A 17,031-nucleotide genomic window follows, 5' to 3' on the forward strand; every position below is an offset into this window, starting at 1 on the left:
CAGCACCTTAATGGTGCTGTTTTTGTTTCTATTACCAAACTCAGATGTTTATGTGTTAAGTGGTTTAACTAAAGACAACTGATACACATCATGCCGCCGGTCTTTCATCGTATTCACACTGCCGTGAGTATGCAGCTCTTTTAGCGCATCTAAGTCGACATCTACCACCAATAACATCTCAGAGTTTGGCGTGGCCTCGGCCTTAATGCCGGTGGTCGGAAATGCGAAGTCTGACGGCGTAAACAGTGCAGATTGGGCGTACTGAATATCCATATTATTTACCCGGGCTAAGTTGCCCACAGCACCCGCGATGGCAACATAGCACTCGTTTTCAATGGCACGGGCCATGGCGCAATGCCGTACACGGGTGTAACCGTTTTGGGTGTCGGTTAAAAAAGGTACGAACAGGATATTCATGCCCTGATCAGCAAGTAAACGGGCGTATTCCGGAAACTCCACATCGTAGCAAATCATAATGCCAATTTTGCCGCAGTCGGTGTCAAATACCCGAACCTTATTACCGCCCGTCATAGCCCAGTTACGTTTCTCTGCCGGGGTAACATGTACCTTGTCGTACTGCTCCCAACTGCCATCCCGCCGGCACAAAAAGCCGCTGTTATACAATTTGCCGTCTATCAGGTACGGCATACTGCCGGTGATAATATTGATGTTATAAGCAATGGCAAACTCGATAAATTTGTCACGGATAGTTTCGGTATATTTTGCCAGCTGGCGGATGCTCTCGGTCACGCTTAAGTGGTTGTAATGCTCCATTAATGGCGCAGCAAATAGCTCCGGAAACAGAATAAAATCGCTTTTGTAATCCGACACCGCATCAACAAAAAACTCCATTTGCTCAAACAGTTGGTTAATGTCTTTCATATTACGCATTTGCCACTGCACCAGGCCTAAGCGCACTTCCGCTTTAGGCGCATTAATCAATTTTACCGACTTGGTGTAGTAAATATTGGCCCATTCCAGCAAGGTGGCATATTCCTGCGACTGGGTATCGCCGCGCAGGTAGCCTTTGAGCAACTTACGCACATGAAAACCATTGGCCAGCTGAAAGCTCAGTACCGGATCATGTATTTCGCGCACTTTTACTTTATCAATAAATTGCTTGGCGCTGAGTTTGTCGGCGTACTGGTTGTAGTTAGGCATCCGGCCGCCGGCCATAATGGCGCGCAAATTCAGGTTCTCGCATAGCTCTTTGCGGGCATCATACAAGCGGCGCGCCAGGCGCAAGCCGCGATAATCGGGGTGAATAAACACTTCTATGCCGTACAGCACATCGCCGTTCGGATCATGGTTTTTAAACGAAAAGCCGGTAACAATTTGATCATACGTATGATCGTCACTGAATTTGCTGTAATCAATGATAAGCGAAAAGGCGCAGCCGACCACTTTGCCATCGACACAAACGCACAGTTGGCCTTCAGGGAATTTAGTCAGTAAGGTATTGACCACCGGCTCGGTCCAGGCCAGTAATGGCGCATCCTGATACACCTGCTCAGACGCTTTGCGTAGCGCCGTCATATCTTCGCGCGTTAAATGCCGTACTTCAACATGATTGGCTTCCATAAGCTCTCCTGTGGTGACAAGACAGCTTTAAGGGTAACACAGCTGGCGGGGGATGCCGAAAAACCGGCCTGCCCAACTACCCACTAAGGGGTAAAACGCTCGCCCCTTAATGGCAATAACAATACCGGCACAAAGCTTTTAAGCTTAACGACACAACACCGAGCAAGGCGTTCTAAAGCTGAAAAGCAATGAAGCCTTTGCCGTGGCACTAACGCCACCGGGTAAGGTTGGAAACGGCATTACCTCCCCACTTGGAAAGGTGAATTATGTTAACTGACGCCTATGCGCGCCGCTTTAGCTATTTGCGGCTGTCTGTCACCGAAAGCTGCAATTTCCGCTGCAGCTATTGCCTGCCGGACGGCAATGACTGTAACAGCCGTAGCGGCGAGCTTAACCTGACAGAAATTCGCCGCTTAGTCACCGCCTTTGCCAAACTGGGCACCCGCAAGGTACGCATTACCGGCGGCGAGCCATCGCTGCGTAAAGACTTAACCGACATTATCGCTACCTGCAAAGCCGTGCCCGGCATTGAAAAAGTGGCGCTAACCACCAACGGCTACCGGCTAAAACGCGATGCGCTGGCCTGGCAAGAGGCCGGGCTGGATGCAGTAAACGTCAGCGTCGATAGCTTAGATGCAGACACCTTTCATCTGGTGACCGGTCAGGACAAACTGGCTGACATCTTAGACGGCATCGCGCATGCTAAAACCATTGGTATTAAACAGGTAAAAATTAATACCGTGCTGTTAAAGCAGCACAATGCGCTGGCGCTGCCAGATTTCCTTACCTTTATTCAACAGCAGGATATCGCGCTGCGCTTTATTGAATTGATGCGCACCGGCGATAACGCCGATTTTTACCAGCGCCAGCATTTAAGTGGTGAGCGCATTCAGCAGCAGCTGCTGGCGCAAGGCTGGCAGCTAAATGCCAAGGCCAAAACCGACGGCCCGGCGCTGGAGTACTCGCACCCATCTTATCAGGGCCAGATTGGCCTGATTATGCCGTACAGCAAAGACTTTTGCGCCGACTGTAACCGGCTTAGGGTATCAAGCTTGGGTCAGCTGTATTTGTGCCTGTTTACCGACAGCCATCAGGACATGCGCAGCCTGCTGCAAAGCGATGACAGCGCACCGCTAATGCGTTTTTTACAGCAAGCGGTGCAAGGCAAAGCCTTTAGCCACCAGTTGGCAGAGGATTACAGCGGCAGCACCCGGCATTTAGCCCAGATTGGTGGATAACAGGCGGATAATATGAGCATAACAATGCCGTTTAGTGCGCTGATTTTAGCCGGTGGCCAGTCCAGCCGCATGGGCCAGGATAAAGCCCTGCTGCAACTTAATGGCCAAAGCTTACTGGCGCATATGCAGCAAGTGGCGCTGGACAGTGGCGCCGTTGAAGTGCTGGTAAGCCGCAATCTGCCCGGTTTTATTGCCGATAACACGCCGCAACAAGGGCCTTTAGCCGGTATTTTGGCAGCGCTGCAACACTGTAGCAGTTCACAGTTACTGGTACTGCCGATTGATACCCCGCTATTAACGGTAACCAGTGTGCAACGCCTGCTGCAACACGCCAATGGCGCGGCCTGCTATTTTAGCGATAACCCGCTACCTTGCGTATTACCGGTAACCCCGGCCCTTAGCCCCCTGATAAGCGCGCAACTGCGCACTGGCCAGCGTTCGGTTCACGCCCTGCTTAAGCTACTTAAGGCTAAAAGCCTGGCGGCGCCAAATACAGAATTACTCAATACCAATACACCAGCCGACTGGCGGCACTGTTTAACTCTGCTTAATAGCGGCGGCAGCACGGGCAGCAGCAACAAGAAACAGCAGGAGGATCTATGCCAAAGCCAGATTTAAGCCGCTTTTATCCGCTGAATATCGCTGTGCTAACAGTGTCGGATAGCCGCAACACTAATAACGACAGCAGTGGCGATCTATTATGTCAGCTGTTGCAAAGCGCCGACCATCAATTAGTTGCGCGCTCATTATTGCCCAATAACAAATACCAGTTGCGCGCTGCGCTAAGCCAGTGGATCGCAAGCGATAATATTCAGGTAGTGCTGATTAACGGCGGCACTGGCTTTCATCACACTAATTGCACCGTTGAAGCGCTAACGCCATTGCTCGATACGCCGGTACCCGGCTTTGGTGAGCTGTTCCGTCAACTGTCGTTTAACCAGTTGGGCTCAGCCGCCATGCAATCCGGTGCCCTGGCGGGCCTGGCCAATGGCACCCTGCTGTTTGCTATGCCCGGCTCAGGCGGTGCCTGTACGCTTGCGATGCAGCAGCTGATTTTACCGCAATTAGATAGCAAAACCGGGCCCTGCAACTTTGTTGCACATGTAAAAGGTAACTTTGTTGCCCATGTAAAAAACAGTCCAAGCCAAAGCTGTGGAGCTTAAGATGACAGCAACCCTTACCCATTTAGAGCTAACGCATTTAGATCAGAGCGGCGCGGCGGCAATGGTCGATGTCAGTACCAAGCCAAACACCACCCGACTGGCCCGCGCCGGTGCCCTGGTGCAAACCACACCCGACGTTATCGACTTAATTGCCGGGGCGCTGCTAAAAAAAGGCGATGTGCTGGCCACAGCGCGTATTGCCGGCATTATGGCGGCGAAAAAAACCAGCGAGCTGATCCCGCTGTGTCATCCATTAATGCTCAGCAAAGTATCAGTCGATTTTCAGCTACTGCCAGCGCAAGGTCAGATAAAAATCGAGAGCTGCTGCCTGCTTAGCGGCAGCACCGGCGTCGAGATGGAAGCGTTAACGGCTGCCAGTGTAGCCGCGCTGACCATTTACGATATGTGTAAAGCGGTAGATAAAGCGATGATCATCAGCGATATCCGCCTGCTGGAGAAAACCGGCGGTAAGTCGGGGCATTATGTTGCGGAGGCTATATGATTAAAATTCTGTTTTTCGCTGCGCTGCGCGAGCGGCTTGATTGCGAACAATACCTGCTGAGTTGCGATGGCAACATGTTGCAGGTGACAGATATCCTGCAGCAACTGCAAAGCCGTTGTCATAGTTGGCAACAGGAACTTAGCCGCAGCGATTTGCTCTGCGCGCTAAACCAGCAGCTGGTGCCACTAACGGCCAGTGTAAAGGACGGCGATGAGCTGGCATTTTTCCCGCCGGTAACCGGCGGCTAAAAGGTAATGACGGATATGAGCATCTTTGTTGCCGTACAAAGCGATGACTTTTGTGTCGCCAGTGAATATAACGAACTGCGCCGCCAGTCAGGTTGCGGCGCTATCGTCACCTTTAGCGGCCTGGTACGCGAGCTTAGCGACAACCAACTGCACAGCATGACGCTGGAGCACTACCCCGGCATGACCGAGCAAGCCCTCACAGCTATTGCTGAGCAAGCACAACAGCGCTGGCAGCTGGGCGCAGTGCACCTTATTCACCGCGTTGGCACCTTGAAACCGCATGAGCAAATAGTGTTTGTCGGCATTGCCAGCCCGCACCGCGCCGCCGCCTTTGCCGCCTGCGAGTTTATAATGGATTACCTGAAAAACCGCGCGCCGCTGTGGAAAAAAGAACACACCAGCAACGGCGATTACTGGGTAGAGGCCAAAACCAGTGACCAACACGCGCTAACGCGCTGGGACTAGCCAATGCGTCAGTTACTGCTAATACTGAGCTTTATCTGCAGCTTAACCGCCGATGCCGGCGACAAGCTCACCATAGCGGCGGCCTCTGATCTGCGCTATGCCATGGCTGACATCGTCAGCCTGTTTCAGCAGCAAACTCAGCTTGATGTCAGGGTAATTTATGGTGCCAGCGGTAAGCTCAGCACGCAAATCCGCCATGGCGCGCCCTATGATATGTTTTTCTCTGCCGATATCAGCTTTGCCCAGCAGCTATACCAGGATGGCCTGGCAGCCACTGCGCCACAGTCCTATGCGCTCGGGCATCTAGTGCTGTGGAGCCCGCAGCAGAATATGGCCGGCATTACGCTAAACCAGCTGTCTGACCTGAGTTTTAACCGCCTGGCCATCGCCCAACCGGCGCATGCGCCTTATGGCCAGCGCGCTAAACAAGCGCTGCAGGCCGCCGGCGTTTGGCAGGCGCTGGAGGCAAAAATCGTCTATGGCGAAAATATCGCCCAAACTGCACAACTGGCACAAAGCGGTGGTGCTGATATCGCCATTATTGCGCTGTCACTGGCCCGCTTTCCGGAGCTTGCCAGTCAGGGCTACCAACCTATTCCCACTGAGCGACACCAACCGCTGCAGCAGGCCTATGTGATCACCCGCCGTGGCGCCGATAACACGGCCGCACGGCAGTTCGCAGCGTTTATCGCCACGCCAGCAGTGCTGGATATTATGCAGCGTTTTGGTTTTGAAAAGCCGGGCTTTGAACAAGGGCGTTTTGAACAGCCTGACATTAAGAAACCGGGCTTGGCACAGCCGGAGGCGCAATGATGCCAGAGCTGTTCGCCGCACTCAGCCCGCAAGACTGGCAAGCCATCCGGCTCACGTTAAAGCTGTGCCTGTATACCACCGCCATTTTACTGCTGCTGGCTACGCCGCTGGCCTGGTGGTTAGCGCTGCGGCAAAGCAAATTACGCACAGCCATTCAGGCCATAGTCGCCCTGCCGCTGGTATTGCCGCCAACAGTATTGGGCTTTTATTTACTGCTACTACTTGGCCCACACGGCGCCATTGGCAGCACGCTGGAACGCTTAGGTTTATCGCATCTGGCTTTTAGCTTTAGCGGCATTTTAATCGGCTCGGTAATTTACTCACTGCCCTTTGCCGTGCAGCCACTGTTGGAAAGCTTTCGTCGCATGGGGCCCGGGCCGCTGGAAGTGGCCGCAACCTTGGGTGCCGGCAAGCTGGATCAGCTGTTTAGCGTGGTACTGCCACTGTGTCGCGGCGGCTTTATCGTTGCGGCTACCCTGACCTTTGCCCATACGCTGGGCGAGTTTGGCGTGATTTTAATGCTCGGCGGCAGTATCCCCGGTGAAACCCAGGTGCTGTCGGTGCTGATTTACGACCACACCGAAGCAATGAACTACGCTCAGGCACATCAACTGTCGCTCGGCTTGTTAATCAGCGCCTTTGTAGTGCTGTTTATTGTTTATGGTTTAAACCGGCGTTTTGAGCGTGAGGCCGTGCTGTAATGAACAATATAATAAGTAACCTGAAGAGCACCGTGATAAGCAGCTTAACCAGCGCCATGCAGCAGGGCTGGCAGCACTTCACCCCTGAACGTCAGGCCAGCCAGCCGCCAGCAGCACAGAGCCTGCAGTTACAACTAACGGTTAAGCGCGGCGCTTTTACGCTTGAGCTTAATCACAGCTTGTCATTACACGGTGTTACCGCGCTGTTTGGCCGCTCTGGCTGTGGTAAAACCACCCTGCTGCGCGCCATCGCCGGGCTGGATCGCCACGCTGGCGCACAGATCCGCTGCAATGATGTCATCTGGCAGCAAGGCAACCGCTTTATGCCGGTGTATCAGCGCCGTATCGGTATGGTGTTTCAGCACAGCAGCTTATTGCCGCATTTAACGGCGTTGCAAAACCTGCTGTACGGCTTTAAGCGCCGGGTTAAACATAGTACGGTGCAGCTGGAACCGGCGCAGGTAATTAGCTTACTAGAGCTGGAAAGCTTATTGCCGCTTCAGCCAGAGCAGCTGTCCGGCGGCCAACGCCAGCGTATTGCGCTGGGCCGCGCCTTACTTAGCCAACCAGAATTATTGTTATTAGATGAACCTTTGGCATCACTGGATCAGCAAAGTCGCAATGAGATTTTGCCGTTTTTACAGCGTGTCGCGCATCACACCGGCATCCCTATGCTGCTGGTTAGCCATCAGTTAGATGATGTGGTGAAACTGGCCGATCAGCTGGTATTGATGCAGGATGGCCGCATTATCAGCCAGGGCTCGCTGCCACAGCAATTGCTGCAACCAGAGCTTGCCGCCAGCGGCGCTATGTCGCTGCTGTATGCGCAAAGCCAGGGCTGTAACAACCATCTTTTACAGCTGAGTATAGGCAAGCAACAGCTGCAACTACCGGCACCGCTGAGCAACACCGGCACACAAACAGCCTACCGCTTACGCATTCAGGCCCGCGATGTGGCACTTAGCCTAAAGCCGCTTAACGACAGCTCAGTCAGTAATCAGTTAAAAGTCAGCATCAGCGGTTTTAACAACGCCCCCCACCCAGCCGAAACCCTGGTGCAATTAGAACTGGTAGGCCAGCCGCTGCAGGCCCTGCTAACCAAACAATCAGCAGAGCGCCTGGGCTTGCAGGTAGGCCAGCAGGTGTATGCGCAGATTAAAGCAGTGGCATTGGATTAATTACTAGGCTCAAGATAAATACAATCTATCGGGCACACGGCAATGCAGGTCGGCTTATCATAGTAGCCGACGCATTCGGTACACAGCGTGGGGTCTACTTCGTAGTGTTTGGCGCCCAGGCTAATGGCGTCGTTCGGGCACTCCGGCACGCACATATCGCAGTTAATACAGCTAACTTCTATCACTGCCGGCATGGTTAGCTTACCGTGGCAGTGGCATCAATGGCTAACTCAGCGCTCGCCTGTGCGGCTGGCGACAGCTGCTTTAGTAACATGGCATAGCCTAACCCGGTACGCAGCGGCAGCTGTACTTTAAGCTGATAGCAGGCACCGGGCGCCAGTAGCAAAGCGTTATCCTGCTTATCGCGCAGTGCGCTTAAGCTAAAGCTGTGGTTACCCTTTGGCGTCATTAACACCAGCGTATCGCCAATGCCGAACTGGTTTTTTACCTCCACTAAGGCAAAGCCTTCGCTATCCTGTTCGCCGATAAACTCACCCACTAATAACTGCTCGCCCACACTGTGGCTGGTGTCGTAGTTTTGTGTGTCCTGCGGTTTATGCCGGCGTAAAAAGCCTTCGGTAAAGCCGCGGTTAGCCATACCGTTAAGCTCACCAAGTAAGACAGGGTTAAAGGCTTTACCGGCCACGGCATCGTCGATAGCCTGGCGATACACCTGAGCCGTGCGCGCCACATAATACGGCGATTTGGTGCGGCCTTCTATTTTTAGCGAATGCACGCCCATCGCCGTTAACGCCGGCACATGTTCAATGGCACGCAAATCTTTAGAGTTAAGAATATAGGTGCCGTGCATATCTTCATCTATCGCCATCAGCTCGCCGGGGCGGCCTTGCTCTTCCAGTAATGCCGGTGTACTGATTGGCGTAAACTGCCCTACTTCATCTTCACGCGCCGCATGCACCTGATACGGCCAGCGACAGCTGTTAGTGCAAGCGCCCTGGTTTGGGTCGCGCTTGTTAATGTAACCAGACAACAAGCAGCGGCCGGAATACGCCATACACAGCGCACCATGCACAAACACTTCTATTTCCATATCCGGTACTTCACGCCGGATTTCGCCAATTTCTTCCACCGACAACTCTCGCGATAAAATGACCCGCTCTACGCCCTGCGCCTGCCAGAATTTGACTGCGGCCCAGTTCACGGTATTCGCTTGTACCGACAGGTGTAATGGCATGGCCGGAAAATGCTGCTTCAACAAATACACCACACCGGGATCCGACACGATAAGCGCGTCAGGTTTAAGCGCCACCACCGGCGCCATATCGGCGATAAAGCTTTTTAGCTTGCTATTATGCGGCGCAATATTGACCACCACATACAGCTTTTTTCCCAGTGCATGCGCTTCGTTAATGCCTGTTTCCAGCGTGGCTAAATCAAACTCGTTATTGCGCACCCTAAGGCTGTAACGCGGCTGACCGGCGTAGACGGCATCGGCACCATAAGCAAACGCCAGACGCAGCGCTTTTAAACTGCCGGCAGGTGAGAGTAATTCAGGTGTAAACATAACAAGGCCTCTGGCGCAACATCGCAAATGCAAAAAGGCGGCTAGTCTAACGCCGGCATGAGAACCGGCTTTGATCTGCCGCAAACTGCAGACAATTAACAGTTGGCCTGCGCCGCCTGAGCGGCTTTAAAACCACTGGCAAAGTTATTTAGCCGTGCCGTGCGGCTGCCAGCCGGTAGCATGACTTCGATCAGACTAAAGCCTTTATTGTTGTCCAGTGCCCGCTGCAATACCTGCTCAAAGTCATCCAGGTTACTCACCTGCACGCCATGCCCGCCCATGCTGCAGGCCAGCTCAGCGTAGTGCCAGTTAGTTAAATTGGTGCAACTAAGGCCGGGGGCAAAGGCTTCTATCATGTCCCAGCGCTGGTTATTAAACACGATAATCACTGGCGCAAAGCCATAGCGGGCGCAGTGACCAAGCTCGAGCCCGGTCATTAAAAAAGCGCCATCGCCCACCAGCACCACCGGGCGTAAACCGGTTACGGCCTGCACACCAAAAGCAGCCGGTACGGCATAGCCCATAGAGGCATAAAACGCCGGTGCCAGCATTAAGCTGGGGTTGGCATGCAAGGATGCAAACAGGCAGTCGCCGATATCGGAAATCAGCGGCATTGTGTCGTTGCGCCGGGTTAACACTCTATCTAAACATTGCACCAGACTGCTGGCGTTAAGCTGCTGCTCGGGTGCAGCCGTTGTGGCCTCTGGCAGCAACTGCGGCTGAAATGGCAGCAGGGCTTGAGCCGCTAACGCCGCCAATAACGGCTTTAACGGCAACTGATGATAGGTAGCCGGCCCAAGTCTGAGCTGGTTTTGCTCGATGCACACCACTTTATCTGCCACAAACAGCTCGCTGTGGGCAGCAAAGTTACTATCGGTTTTTATCACGCCAATTTGCAAAATCAAGTCGGCATCACGCAGCAGCTGTGCCGGACGAAGGTCGGTTTTATCGAGGAAAATACCGCCATACAGCCGGTGTTGCTGGTTAAAGCTGGCCCGGCCCATTAAGGTGCTGACAAAAGGTATATTAAGCTGGTCGGCTAAGGCTTCAAGCTCGGCCACCGCGTCAAAGCGGCGCACATCGACGCCGGCTAAAATTACCGGCCGCTGCGCTTGCTTAAGCCGCGCGGTGACATCGGCGACTGCCAGCGCCAGTTCATCCTGTGCTATCGGCTCTGGCTGATAAGGCCCTGCCAGTTCAGTGTGACAGGCTACCGCATCACGCGGTATTTCCAGTAGTACCGGCCGGCTTTGCTGTTTCGCTGTGCTAAGCGCTGCGCGGATATCCTCGCCACAGCGCGCCGGGTTATCTAAGCGAAACTGCGCAGCAGTGATTTCGCGGTAAATATCGCGCTGCGAGTCGACGGTTTTTGCCTGATGATGAATTTGCAGGCCGCGGTCAATCTCGCTTTGGCTTGGAAAACCGGCAATCACCAGCAGCGGCACATGCTCAACATAGGCCTGGGCTACCGCATTAACGGCGTTTAATGCGCCGGCACCGTAGGTTAGTATCACCACCGCCGGGTTGTTGCTAATACGCGCGGCTGCATCGGCAGCAAACACCGCCGAGGGTTCATGGCTTAAATAATACAGCGGCACACGGTTACGTTGCTGCAACTGCTCAAACAACGGCAGCACAAAATCACCGGGAATACCAAATAGCTGTTTAACGCCAAATACGTCCAGCTCATGCAATAAGGCATCGACTAATAACATACACTGCTCCAGGTAAACTTAACGCTTAGCAGTGTGCTGATTGAGGGGCTTAGCAGTGTTGATGCAGATCAAAACTGCGCCGGCTTCAACCGGCGCAAAGGTGGTAGGCTGTCAACGCAGTAAATTAGAAAACGGCAGTATCGACACCGTTTCACCGGCCGGCAGGCTGCTGCTGTCGCGCTCTAACACGATATAGCAGTTAGCGTTGGCGATGGAGCTAAGCATACCCGAGCTTTGGCTGCCCAGGGTTTTCACTTTCAGGCCGGTTTCCCCCTGCCAATACCAGCCGCGCTGAAAATCCATCCGGCCGGGTTGTTTTTTTAGCGGCACCTCGCATTCAGCGCTTAACAGCTTCACGTTAGCCGTAACAGTTTCACCACTGAGTTTACGCAGTACCGGCTGCACCAGTTGCTCCAGTGTTACCACCGCCGCTACCGGGTTACCAGGCAGGCCAAAAAACCAGCAGCTATTCAGCTTGCCAAAGGCAAACGGCTTGCCGGGCTTAATTGCCACCTGCCAAAAGTTAATCTGGCCCAGCTTGTGCAGAATTTGTCGGGTGTAATCAGCCTCGCCCACCGACACGCCGGCACTGGTAATCAGCACATCGGCCTGTGTCATCGCCTGCGTAAAGACCTGCTCTATCGCTTTGGGATCATCAGGTAGCAAGCCCAAATCAATTACTTCTACGCCCAAGCGGTATAACATTGCCGCGATAACATAACGGTTACTATCATAAATATGGCCATCCGGCAGGCTTTGGCCTGGTGGTACCAGCTCGTCACCGCTGGAGCATATTGCTACCTTTAGCTGGCGCCTTACCTTAACGTTTGCAATACCGATTGATGCCAATAAACCAACGTCGGCCGGGCGCAGTTTGTGGCCGGCGGCAAACACTGCAGCACCTTTGGCGATGTCTTCACCAGCACGGCGTACATGTTCACCCGGCGACGGTACCAACTGACATACTAGCTGTTGCTGTAAGTCGGTTTGCGTAAGCTCAACCTGCTCCTGCATCACAACGCTATCCAGCCCTGCCGGCATTACCGCGCCGGTGGTAATACGCACACAGCTGCCGGCCGGTACCCGGTCGGTAAAGGCATGGCCTGCCAGTGCGACACCGGCCACTGTCAGCGGCTGACCTGGGGCTACCTCAGCCGCCCTTAGCGCATAACCATCCATAGCAGCATTGTCATAGCCTGGCACATTAATGCCGGAGACCACCGGCTGCGCCAGCACCCGATCCAGTGCAGCAGATATCGGTACACTAATAGTCTGCGTCAGCGGCGCGACTTCGCTAAGCATCTGTAGTACTGCCTGTTCGGCGCTTAGCATGGGTTTAGATACGCGGTTGTCTTGCATCTGGCGGCGCTCCTTTACACCTTGTTACCTTGCTGATTGACCATCCACACCGCCGCCTCTACCCTTGAGCGCAGGCCAAGCTTTTTCAGCAGGTGTTTAACATGCACTTTAACCGTGCCGTCAGAGATATTCAGCTCGCGGGCAATCAGTTTATTGCTTAAGCCTTTGGCGATAAAACTTAAAATTTCATATTCGCGGTTGGTCAGGCTGTTAAGCTCGGCCGGCGTTTTTACCGCCGGACGGCGCAGTGCCGTCGCCAGCACCTGAGTTACCGCTTCGCTTAACACCATTTTACCGGTTAACGCGCGTTTAATATGCTCCAGCAATAGCTCCGGGTCGCTGTCTTTTAACAGGTAACCATCAGCGCCATTGCTAATGGCATTCACCACATCTTCATCAGCATCCGATACGGTCAGCATTACAATGCGCGAGGTCACCCCTTCATCGCGCAGCCGCTTTAAGGTGGCTATGCCATCCATACCCTGCATATTCAAATCCAGAATAATCAGATCCGGGTCCAGCTCGACAGCCAGCGGTATCGCATCCATGCCACTGCTGGCCTCGGCGATGACTTCCAGCTCATCTTCCAGCGCCAATAGCTGTTTTAAGCCTTTGCGTAATAACGGGTGATCATCCACCAGCATAATGCTGGATTTTTGCTCTGACATGCCTTGCTCCAAATCTGATGTATCGCTGTATGGCTATTAGCTTATAACAAGGCAGCGCTAACTTTGATATAAATCAGTTAAATATCAAAACAGCTAAGCGTGGCCTGCAGGCTACCAGGGTGCAGTCAACTCCAAGGTTAAAGCATAAACATTTGTTTTGATTCAACATTAAAACCTAAAAACTCAACACTTACCACTTTATAGGTACCCCTAACTATCCCCGCGCTGTTGCCGGCTAACTCCGAAGATACATTGTGACAACGCACTGTGCCCTGCATAGTTTGGCTAGCTTAAATTGCTGTTCCTAACAGGAGTGAACTATGTCAGATCTTAAACAATGGCAACCAGAAGACGACAACTTCTGGCAAAGCACCGGCAAAGCCATTGCCAACCGCAACTTGTGGATCTCAATTCCCAGCTTGCTGTGCGGCTTTGGTGTCTGGATGCTATGGAGTATTGTTACGGTACAAATGCTTAATGTCGGCTACCCGTTTAGCACCGCCGAGTTGTTTACCCTTACCGCCATTGCCGGCTTAACCGGCGCTACTTTACGTATACCATCGAGCTTTTTTGTCCGGCTGTGTGGCGGCCGTTATACGCTGTTTCTCACCACCAGCTTATTAATGATACCGGCGGTGGGCACCGGCCTGGCACTGCAAAGTATCGACACCCCGCTGTGGGTATTTCAGCTGATGGCGCTGTTATCCGGTATTGGCGGCGGTAACTTTGCCTCGTCGATGTCGAATATCAGTTTTTTCTTCCCGAAAAAGCAGCAGGGCTTGGCGCTGGGGTTAAATGCCGGCCTGGGCAACTTTGGCGTTACCACAGTACAAATACTGGTACCGATTTTTATGTCATACGGTGTCTTTACGCTGCTTGGCGGTGGTGAGCCTATGGTGCTGGCCAAAGCCAGCGGTACTGTTACCGGCACTATTGCGGCCGGTACTGACACCTGGATCCAAAACGCCGGTTTTGCCTGGTTAATTACCTTAGTGCCGCTGGCATTTTTGCTCTGGTTTGGCACCAATAATATTCACACCGAAGAAGTCACGCCTAAACTGCCCTCTGCCATTAAAGCTTTTAGCATAATTCTGGCGATGTTAGGCATAGGTTTTATTACTTCTATCGCTGGCTTATGGCTGATTTTACCTGAATCGGCCAACGGTTCTGGTTTTGGTATTCCAAAAGAGATAGTGCTGATAGCGGTATTATTTGCCACAGTGTTTTTATTAAAACTGCTGCCCGGCGCTATTCGCACCAGTCTGGATAGGCAGTACAAAATTTTTAATAACAAACACACCTGGGTGATGAGCGTATTGTATGTGATGACGTTCGGCTCCTTTATCGGTTTTTCTGCCGCCTTTCCGCTGTCAATTCAGGTTATTTTTGGTTACAGCCATATTATGGTGGACGGTGTAATGACGCACAGCACGCCAAATCCAAATGGCCCAAGTGCTCTAACTTACGCCTGGATAGCACCTTTCGTTGGTGCCCTAATTCGCCCGGTCGGCGGCTGGATTGCTGATAAACTCGGCGGCGCTTTCGTTACCCAACTGTGCTCAGTGGTGATGGTGTTGTGTGCCTTAGGCGCGGCCTACTACATGCAATTGGCCTATCAAAGTGCGACGCCAGAGCAGTACTTTGTGCCATTTTTCCTGATCTTTTTAGGCTTATTTGCTGCCAGTGGCATTGGTAATGGCTCTACCTTCCGCACCATTGCCGTGGTATTCCCGAAGGAACAAGCCGGCCCTGTGCTGGGCTGGACGTCTGCCGTCGCCGCTTATGGTGCCTTTTACATTCCCCAGGTACTGGGTGAACAAATAAAAGCTGCCACACCGGAATACGCGATGGTTGGTTTTGCTATCTTCTATGGCCTGTGCCTGTTGATAAACTGGTTCTTTTACCTGCGTAAAAACGGCGAGTTTTATAATCCGTAATTACTTGCGGCGTAAATTTCTGGGGCGTAAATATACGCCCCTACTACAACGGCGTGTCATCACGCCATTTGCTGCTGTAACAAATACTCCGGCGCAAAGCTAAAATACACCCCGGTGCCGCCCTCCTGACGCGCTTTAATTTGTATGCTACCGCCCAAGTGTTTACTGCGCTCCTGCATTATGGCCAGACCATAATGGTTGAGTTTTTCCGCCGCTTGCGGTATGCCTACGCCGTTATCTTCTACCGCCAGGCTGATGCCTTCACTGCTATGTTGCAGGCTGATTTTCAGCTCGCTGCCCTGACTGTGGTGCACCGCATTCTGGCTGGCTTCGCGGATAATTTGCAGCAGGTGGATTTCTTCGTGTGGTGCCAAAGGCACATTGGTCAGCTGATAATCCAGTTGGATCTGCAAGTCAGACTGCTCTGTCAGTTGTTTTACCGTAGTTTGCAGCGCACTGAGTAAGCCAGCTCCGTCGACTTTTAACCTGAAGGTAGTCAGGAGTTCACGTAGCTGACGATAGGCCGCATCCAGGCCTTGTTTTAGCTCGGCCGATACATCGGCAATAGTGGCTTTATCGTCTTTCTGGGTGGCTTTATTTAGCCGGGTTACCTGAATTTTTAAATAGGATAACGCCTGGGCTAAGGAATCGTGCAGCTCACGGGCGATGACCGTGCGCTCCTGCATCAGTGCCAGCCGGCGTACCTGCTGCTCTTCTGATTTTAAGCTCAGTGCCAGCGCCAGTTGATCGGCGACCGAAGCCAGCAATTGTTGCTGCCAGCGCGCCAGTTGTTGGCCTTCTGGCAGCCGTGCCACCAGTACGCCGTACTTTTTGCGCTCGCGCTGCAGCAAGTAGTTATACTGCTGTGTGCTGCAGCCAATATTCTCGCTTTGGCTTAAACAGTCGCCACAATTTTGCTCGACACAAGGGGCAATACCTGAGCCCCCCGGCACCAGCTGCATATAGGGTTTATCACCCTCTTCGGTAAACAGACATAGTTCCAGCTCATCAAGCTTCACCACCGGCTTAAGTTCAGTGATGATCTGGTTAAAATCGACATACTCCGGCACATGTTCGCTAATGCGCTGTGCCGTGTTATACAAAAAGCGTAAGGTGGTATTGCTATGCTGCAGTGCTTCGGTTTGCTGCTCTACCCGCTGCTCTAAGTTGCCGTACATATAGGCAATAGAGTCATTCATTTTATTAAAGCTGTGCGCCAGGGTGCCCAGCTCGTCGTTATTCTCGACACTGAGGCGATGGGTAAAATCACCCATCGCGACCCGCTTTGCGCCTTGTGTCAGTGCTTCCAGCGGCTGTTGCACCATCACTTTTAACCAGTAGATCACTATCGCCGACAGCAATACCGTCGCCAACAGCGCCACCAGTTGCAGGGTGCGAAAACTGCGTACCTTTTGCTCGGCATCCTGCTGAATATAAGACACCAGTTGCTCCAGCAACTGAATTTGCTCTGCCAGCGCCTGCTCTATCTGCGCTGGCTGGCCAGACAACTGTGCCAGCTGCGGTTCCAGCTGCTGCCAGTGCTGCTTTGCGGCTTCGAACTGTGCCACGATACGCACATTGTGCATAAAACGGGTAAATACCGGATGCTGCCAGCTCTGGTTAAACTGCACTTTGGCCTGCTGCAACTTTTGTTCGTCCTGCTGCTGCGTTAACCAGGCCATACGGTAGCTTTGCATCCTTAAGGATCCGGCGACATTCACCGCATGGGCGTCACTGTCAGTTTTATCCGATAACCAATACGACGCCAGCATAGTGCCGACAGCCAGCGTAACAATACAGGCCAGGGCGATATTAATTCTTGTCACAATAGAAAACTGTCGCATAACCACTCCGCTAATTTACTGCTTAAGCATAACCGCTAAACCTCAGCCCTGCAGCACTAACGAAAACAGCGCGGCACAATTGAGCTACCCCCAT

17 protein-coding genes and 1 riboswitch are annotated in these 17,031 nt (G+C 52.8%); of the genes, 10 read left to right on the top strand and 7 right to left on the bottom strand.

What is annotated here, in order from left to right; translation table 11 throughout:
• Positions 1-48: 48 nt before the first annotated feature.
• A complete protein-coding gene (locus RNAN_RS04325; protein ID WP_008219156.1) occupies positions 49-1,581 on the bottom strand; it encodes a carbon-nitrogen hydrolase family protein in 1,533 nt (510 codons plus the stop codon).
• A gap of 144 nt (positions 1,582-1,725) precedes the next feature.
• A riboswitch (molybdenum cofactor riboswitch) is annotated at positions 1,726-1,859 on the top strand.
• Here RNAN_RS04325 and moaA point away from each other — a divergent pair.
• The 9 genes from moaA to modC all read left to right on the top strand — a co-directional run bounded on the left by moaA (position 1,848) and on the right by modC (position 7,889).
• Entirely contained in the window at positions 1,848-2,819 is a 972-nt protein-coding gene (gene moaA / locus RNAN_RS04330) for a GTP 3',8-cyclase MoaA (RefSeq protein ID WP_008219158.1), read from the top strand. (Overlaps the previous riboswitch by 12 nt.)
• 12 nt (positions 2,820-2,831) lie before the next feature.
• Complete coding sequence (gene mobA / locus RNAN_RS04335) at positions 2,832-3,437, top strand: molybdenum cofactor guanylyltransferase (RefSeq protein WP_008219160.1); 606 nt, start codon at positions 2,832-2,834, stop codon at positions 3,435-3,437.
• Entirely contained in the window at positions 3,419-3,982 is a 564-nt protein-coding gene (locus RNAN_RS04340; RefSeq protein WP_008219162.1) for a molybdenum cofactor synthesis domain-containing protein, read from the top strand. Before mobA ends, RNAN_RS04340 begins: the two co-directional genes overlap by 19 nt.
• A 1-nt stretch (position 3,983) precedes the next feature.
• On the top strand, positions 3,984-4,484 hold the full coding sequence (moaC, locus tag RNAN_RS04345) for a cyclic pyranopterin monophosphate synthase MoaC (RefSeq protein WP_008219164.1): 501 nt from the start codon (positions 3,984-3,986) through the stop codon (positions 4,482-4,484).
• Positions 4,481-4,732, top strand: coding sequence for a MoaD/ThiS family protein (locus RNAN_RS04350; RefSeq protein ID WP_008219166.1), 252 nt, complete (start codon positions 4,481-4,483; stop codon positions 4,730-4,732). Before moaC ends, RNAN_RS04350 begins: the two co-directional genes overlap by 4 nt.
• Before the next feature lie 15 nt (positions 4,733-4,747).
• Positions 4,748-5,197 carry a molybdopterin synthase catalytic subunit MoaE gene (gene moaE / locus RNAN_RS04355; protein ID WP_008219168.1) on the top strand — a complete coding sequence of 150 codons (450 nt, stop codon included), beginning with the start codon at positions 4,748-4,750 and terminating at the stop codon, positions 5,195-5,197.
• A 3-nt stretch (positions 5,198-5,200) separates the two neighbouring features.
• A complete protein-coding gene (gene modA / locus RNAN_RS04360; RefSeq protein ID WP_008219171.1) occupies positions 5,201-6,010 on the top strand; it encodes a molybdate ABC transporter substrate-binding protein in 810 nt (269 codons plus the stop codon).
• The gene (modB, locus tag RNAN_RS04365) at positions 6,010-6,711 is read left to right on the top strand and encodes a molybdate ABC transporter permease subunit (protein WP_040551716.1); all 702 of its coding nucleotides are present in this window, start codon (positions 6,010-6,012) and stop codon (positions 6,709-6,711) included. The genes modA and modB overlap by 1 nt, the downstream gene beginning before the upstream one ends.
• Complete coding sequence (gene modC, locus RNAN_RS04370) at positions 6,711-7,889, top strand: molybdenum ABC transporter ATP-binding protein (RefSeq protein ID WP_008219173.1); 1,179 nt, start codon at positions 6,711-6,713, stop codon at positions 7,887-7,889. The genes modB and modC overlap by 1 nt, the downstream gene beginning before the upstream one ends.
• Here modC and RNAN_RS04375 read toward each other — a convergent pair.
• From RNAN_RS04375 to narL, 5 genes are all read right to left on the bottom strand, one after another.
• A complete protein-coding gene (locus RNAN_RS04375) occupies positions 7,886-8,083 on the bottom strand; it encodes a YfhL family 4Fe-4S dicluster ferredoxin (protein ID WP_008219174.1) in 198 nt (65 codons plus the stop codon). The two genes, modC and RNAN_RS04375, sit on opposite strands and share 4 nt — an antisense overlap.
• A gap of 2 nt (positions 8,084-8,085) precedes the next feature.
• The gene (trhP, locus tag RNAN_RS04380; protein WP_008219176.1) at positions 8,086-9,414 is read right to left on the bottom strand and encodes a prephenate-dependent tRNA uridine(34) hydroxylase TrhP; all 1,329 of its coding nucleotides are present in this window, start codon (positions 9,412-9,414) and stop codon (positions 8,086-8,088) included.
• A 95-nt stretch (positions 9,415-9,509) separates the two neighbouring features.
• On the bottom strand, positions 9,510-11,129 hold the full coding sequence (locus RNAN_RS04385; protein WP_008219178.1) for a thiamine pyrophosphate-binding protein: 1,620 nt from the start codon (positions 11,127-11,129) through the stop codon (positions 9,510-9,512).
• A gap of 111 nt (positions 11,130-11,240) precedes the next feature.
• Positions 11,241-12,488, bottom strand: coding sequence for a molybdopterin molybdotransferase MoeA (gene moeA, locus RNAN_RS04390; protein WP_008219180.1), 1,248 nt, complete (start codon positions 12,486-12,488; stop codon positions 11,241-11,243).
• Between the two features lie 14 nt (positions 12,489-12,502).
• Entirely contained in the window at positions 12,503-13,156 is a 654-nt protein-coding gene (gene narL, locus RNAN_RS04395; protein ID WP_008219182.1) for a two-component system response regulator NarL, read from the bottom strand.
• 320 nt (positions 13,157-13,476) lie between these two features.
• On the opposite strand from narL, the gene RNAN_RS04400 reads away from it, so the two are divergent.
• Positions 13,477-15,093 (top strand): MFS transporter, encoded by a 1,617-nt coding sequence (locus RNAN_RS04400; protein ID WP_008219185.1) that lies wholly within the window; start codon positions 13,477-13,479, stop codon positions 15,091-15,093.
• 59 nt (positions 15,094-15,152) lie between these two features.
• Here the strand turns inward: RNAN_RS04400 and RNAN_RS04405 are convergent, their stop codons facing one another.
• Complete coding sequence (locus RNAN_RS04405) at positions 15,153-16,937, bottom strand: ATP-binding protein (protein WP_008219187.1); 1,785 nt, start codon at positions 16,935-16,937, stop codon at positions 15,153-15,155.
• Between the last annotated feature and the right edge of the window lie 94 nt (positions 16,938-17,031).

The organism is Rheinheimera nanhaiensis E407-8 (assembly GCF_000296695.1).
Classification (GTDB): Bacteria; Pseudomonadota; Gammaproteobacteria; order Enterobacterales; family Alteromonadaceae; genus Alishewanella; species Alishewanella nanhaiensis.

Coding starts and splice junctions, on each gene's coding strand:
- RNAN_RS04325 (WP_008219156.1), bottom strand. CDS start 1,581: ATGGAAGCCAATCATGTTGAAGTACGGCATTTAACGCGCGAAGATATG.
- moaA (WP_008219158.1), top strand. CDS start 1,848: ATGTTAACTGACGCCTATGCGCGCCGCTTTAGCTATTTGCGGCTGTCT.
- mobA (WP_008219160.1), top strand. CDS start 2,832: ATGAGCATAACAATGCCGTTTAGTGCGCTGATTTTAGCCGGTGGCCAG.
- RNAN_RS04340 (WP_008219162.1), top strand. CDS start 3,419: ATGCCAAAGCCAGATTTAAGCCGCTTTTATCCGCTGAATATCGCTGTG.
- moaC (WP_008219164.1), top strand. CDS start 3,984: ATGACAGCAACCCTTACCCATTTAGAGCTAACGCATTTAGATCAGAGC.
- RNAN_RS04350 (WP_008219166.1), top strand. CDS start 4,481: ATGATTAAAATTCTGTTTTTCGCTGCGCTGCGCGAGCGGCTTGATTGC.
- moaE (WP_008219168.1), top strand. CDS start 4,748: ATGAGCATCTTTGTTGCCGTACAAAGCGATGACTTTTGTGTCGCCAGT.
- modA (WP_008219171.1), top strand. CDS start 5,201: ATGCGTCAGTTACTGCTAATACTGAGCTTTATCTGCAGCTTAACCGCC.
- modB (WP_040551716.1), top strand. CDS start 6,010: ATGCCAGAGCTGTTCGCCGCACTCAGCCCGCAAGACTGGCAAGCCATC.
- modC (WP_008219173.1), top strand. CDS start 6,711: ATGAACAATATAATAAGTAACCTGAAGAGCACCGTGATAAGCAGCTTA.
- RNAN_RS04375 (WP_008219174.1), bottom strand. CDS start 8,083: ATGCCGGCAGTGATAGAAGTTAGCTGTATTAACTGCGATATGTGCGTG.
- trhP (WP_008219176.1), bottom strand. CDS start 9,414: ATGTTTACACCTGAATTACTCTCACCTGCCGGCAGTTTAAAAGCGCTG.
- RNAN_RS04385 (WP_008219178.1), bottom strand. CDS start 11,129: ATGTTATTAGTCGATGCCTTATTGCATGAGCTGGACGTATTTGGCGTT.
- moeA (WP_008219180.1), bottom strand. CDS start 12,488: ATGCAAGACAACCGCGTATCTAAACCCATGCTAAGCGCCGAACAGGCA.
- narL (WP_008219182.1), bottom strand. CDS start 13,156: ATGTCAGAGCAAAAATCCAGCATTATGCTGGTGGATGATCACCCGTTA.
- RNAN_RS04400 (WP_008219185.1), top strand. CDS start 13,477: ATGTCAGATCTTAAACAATGGCAACCAGAAGACGACAACTTCTGGCAA.
- RNAN_RS04405 (WP_008219187.1), bottom strand. CDS start 16,937: ATGCGACAGTTTTCTATTGTGACAAGAATTAATATCGCCCTGGCCTGT.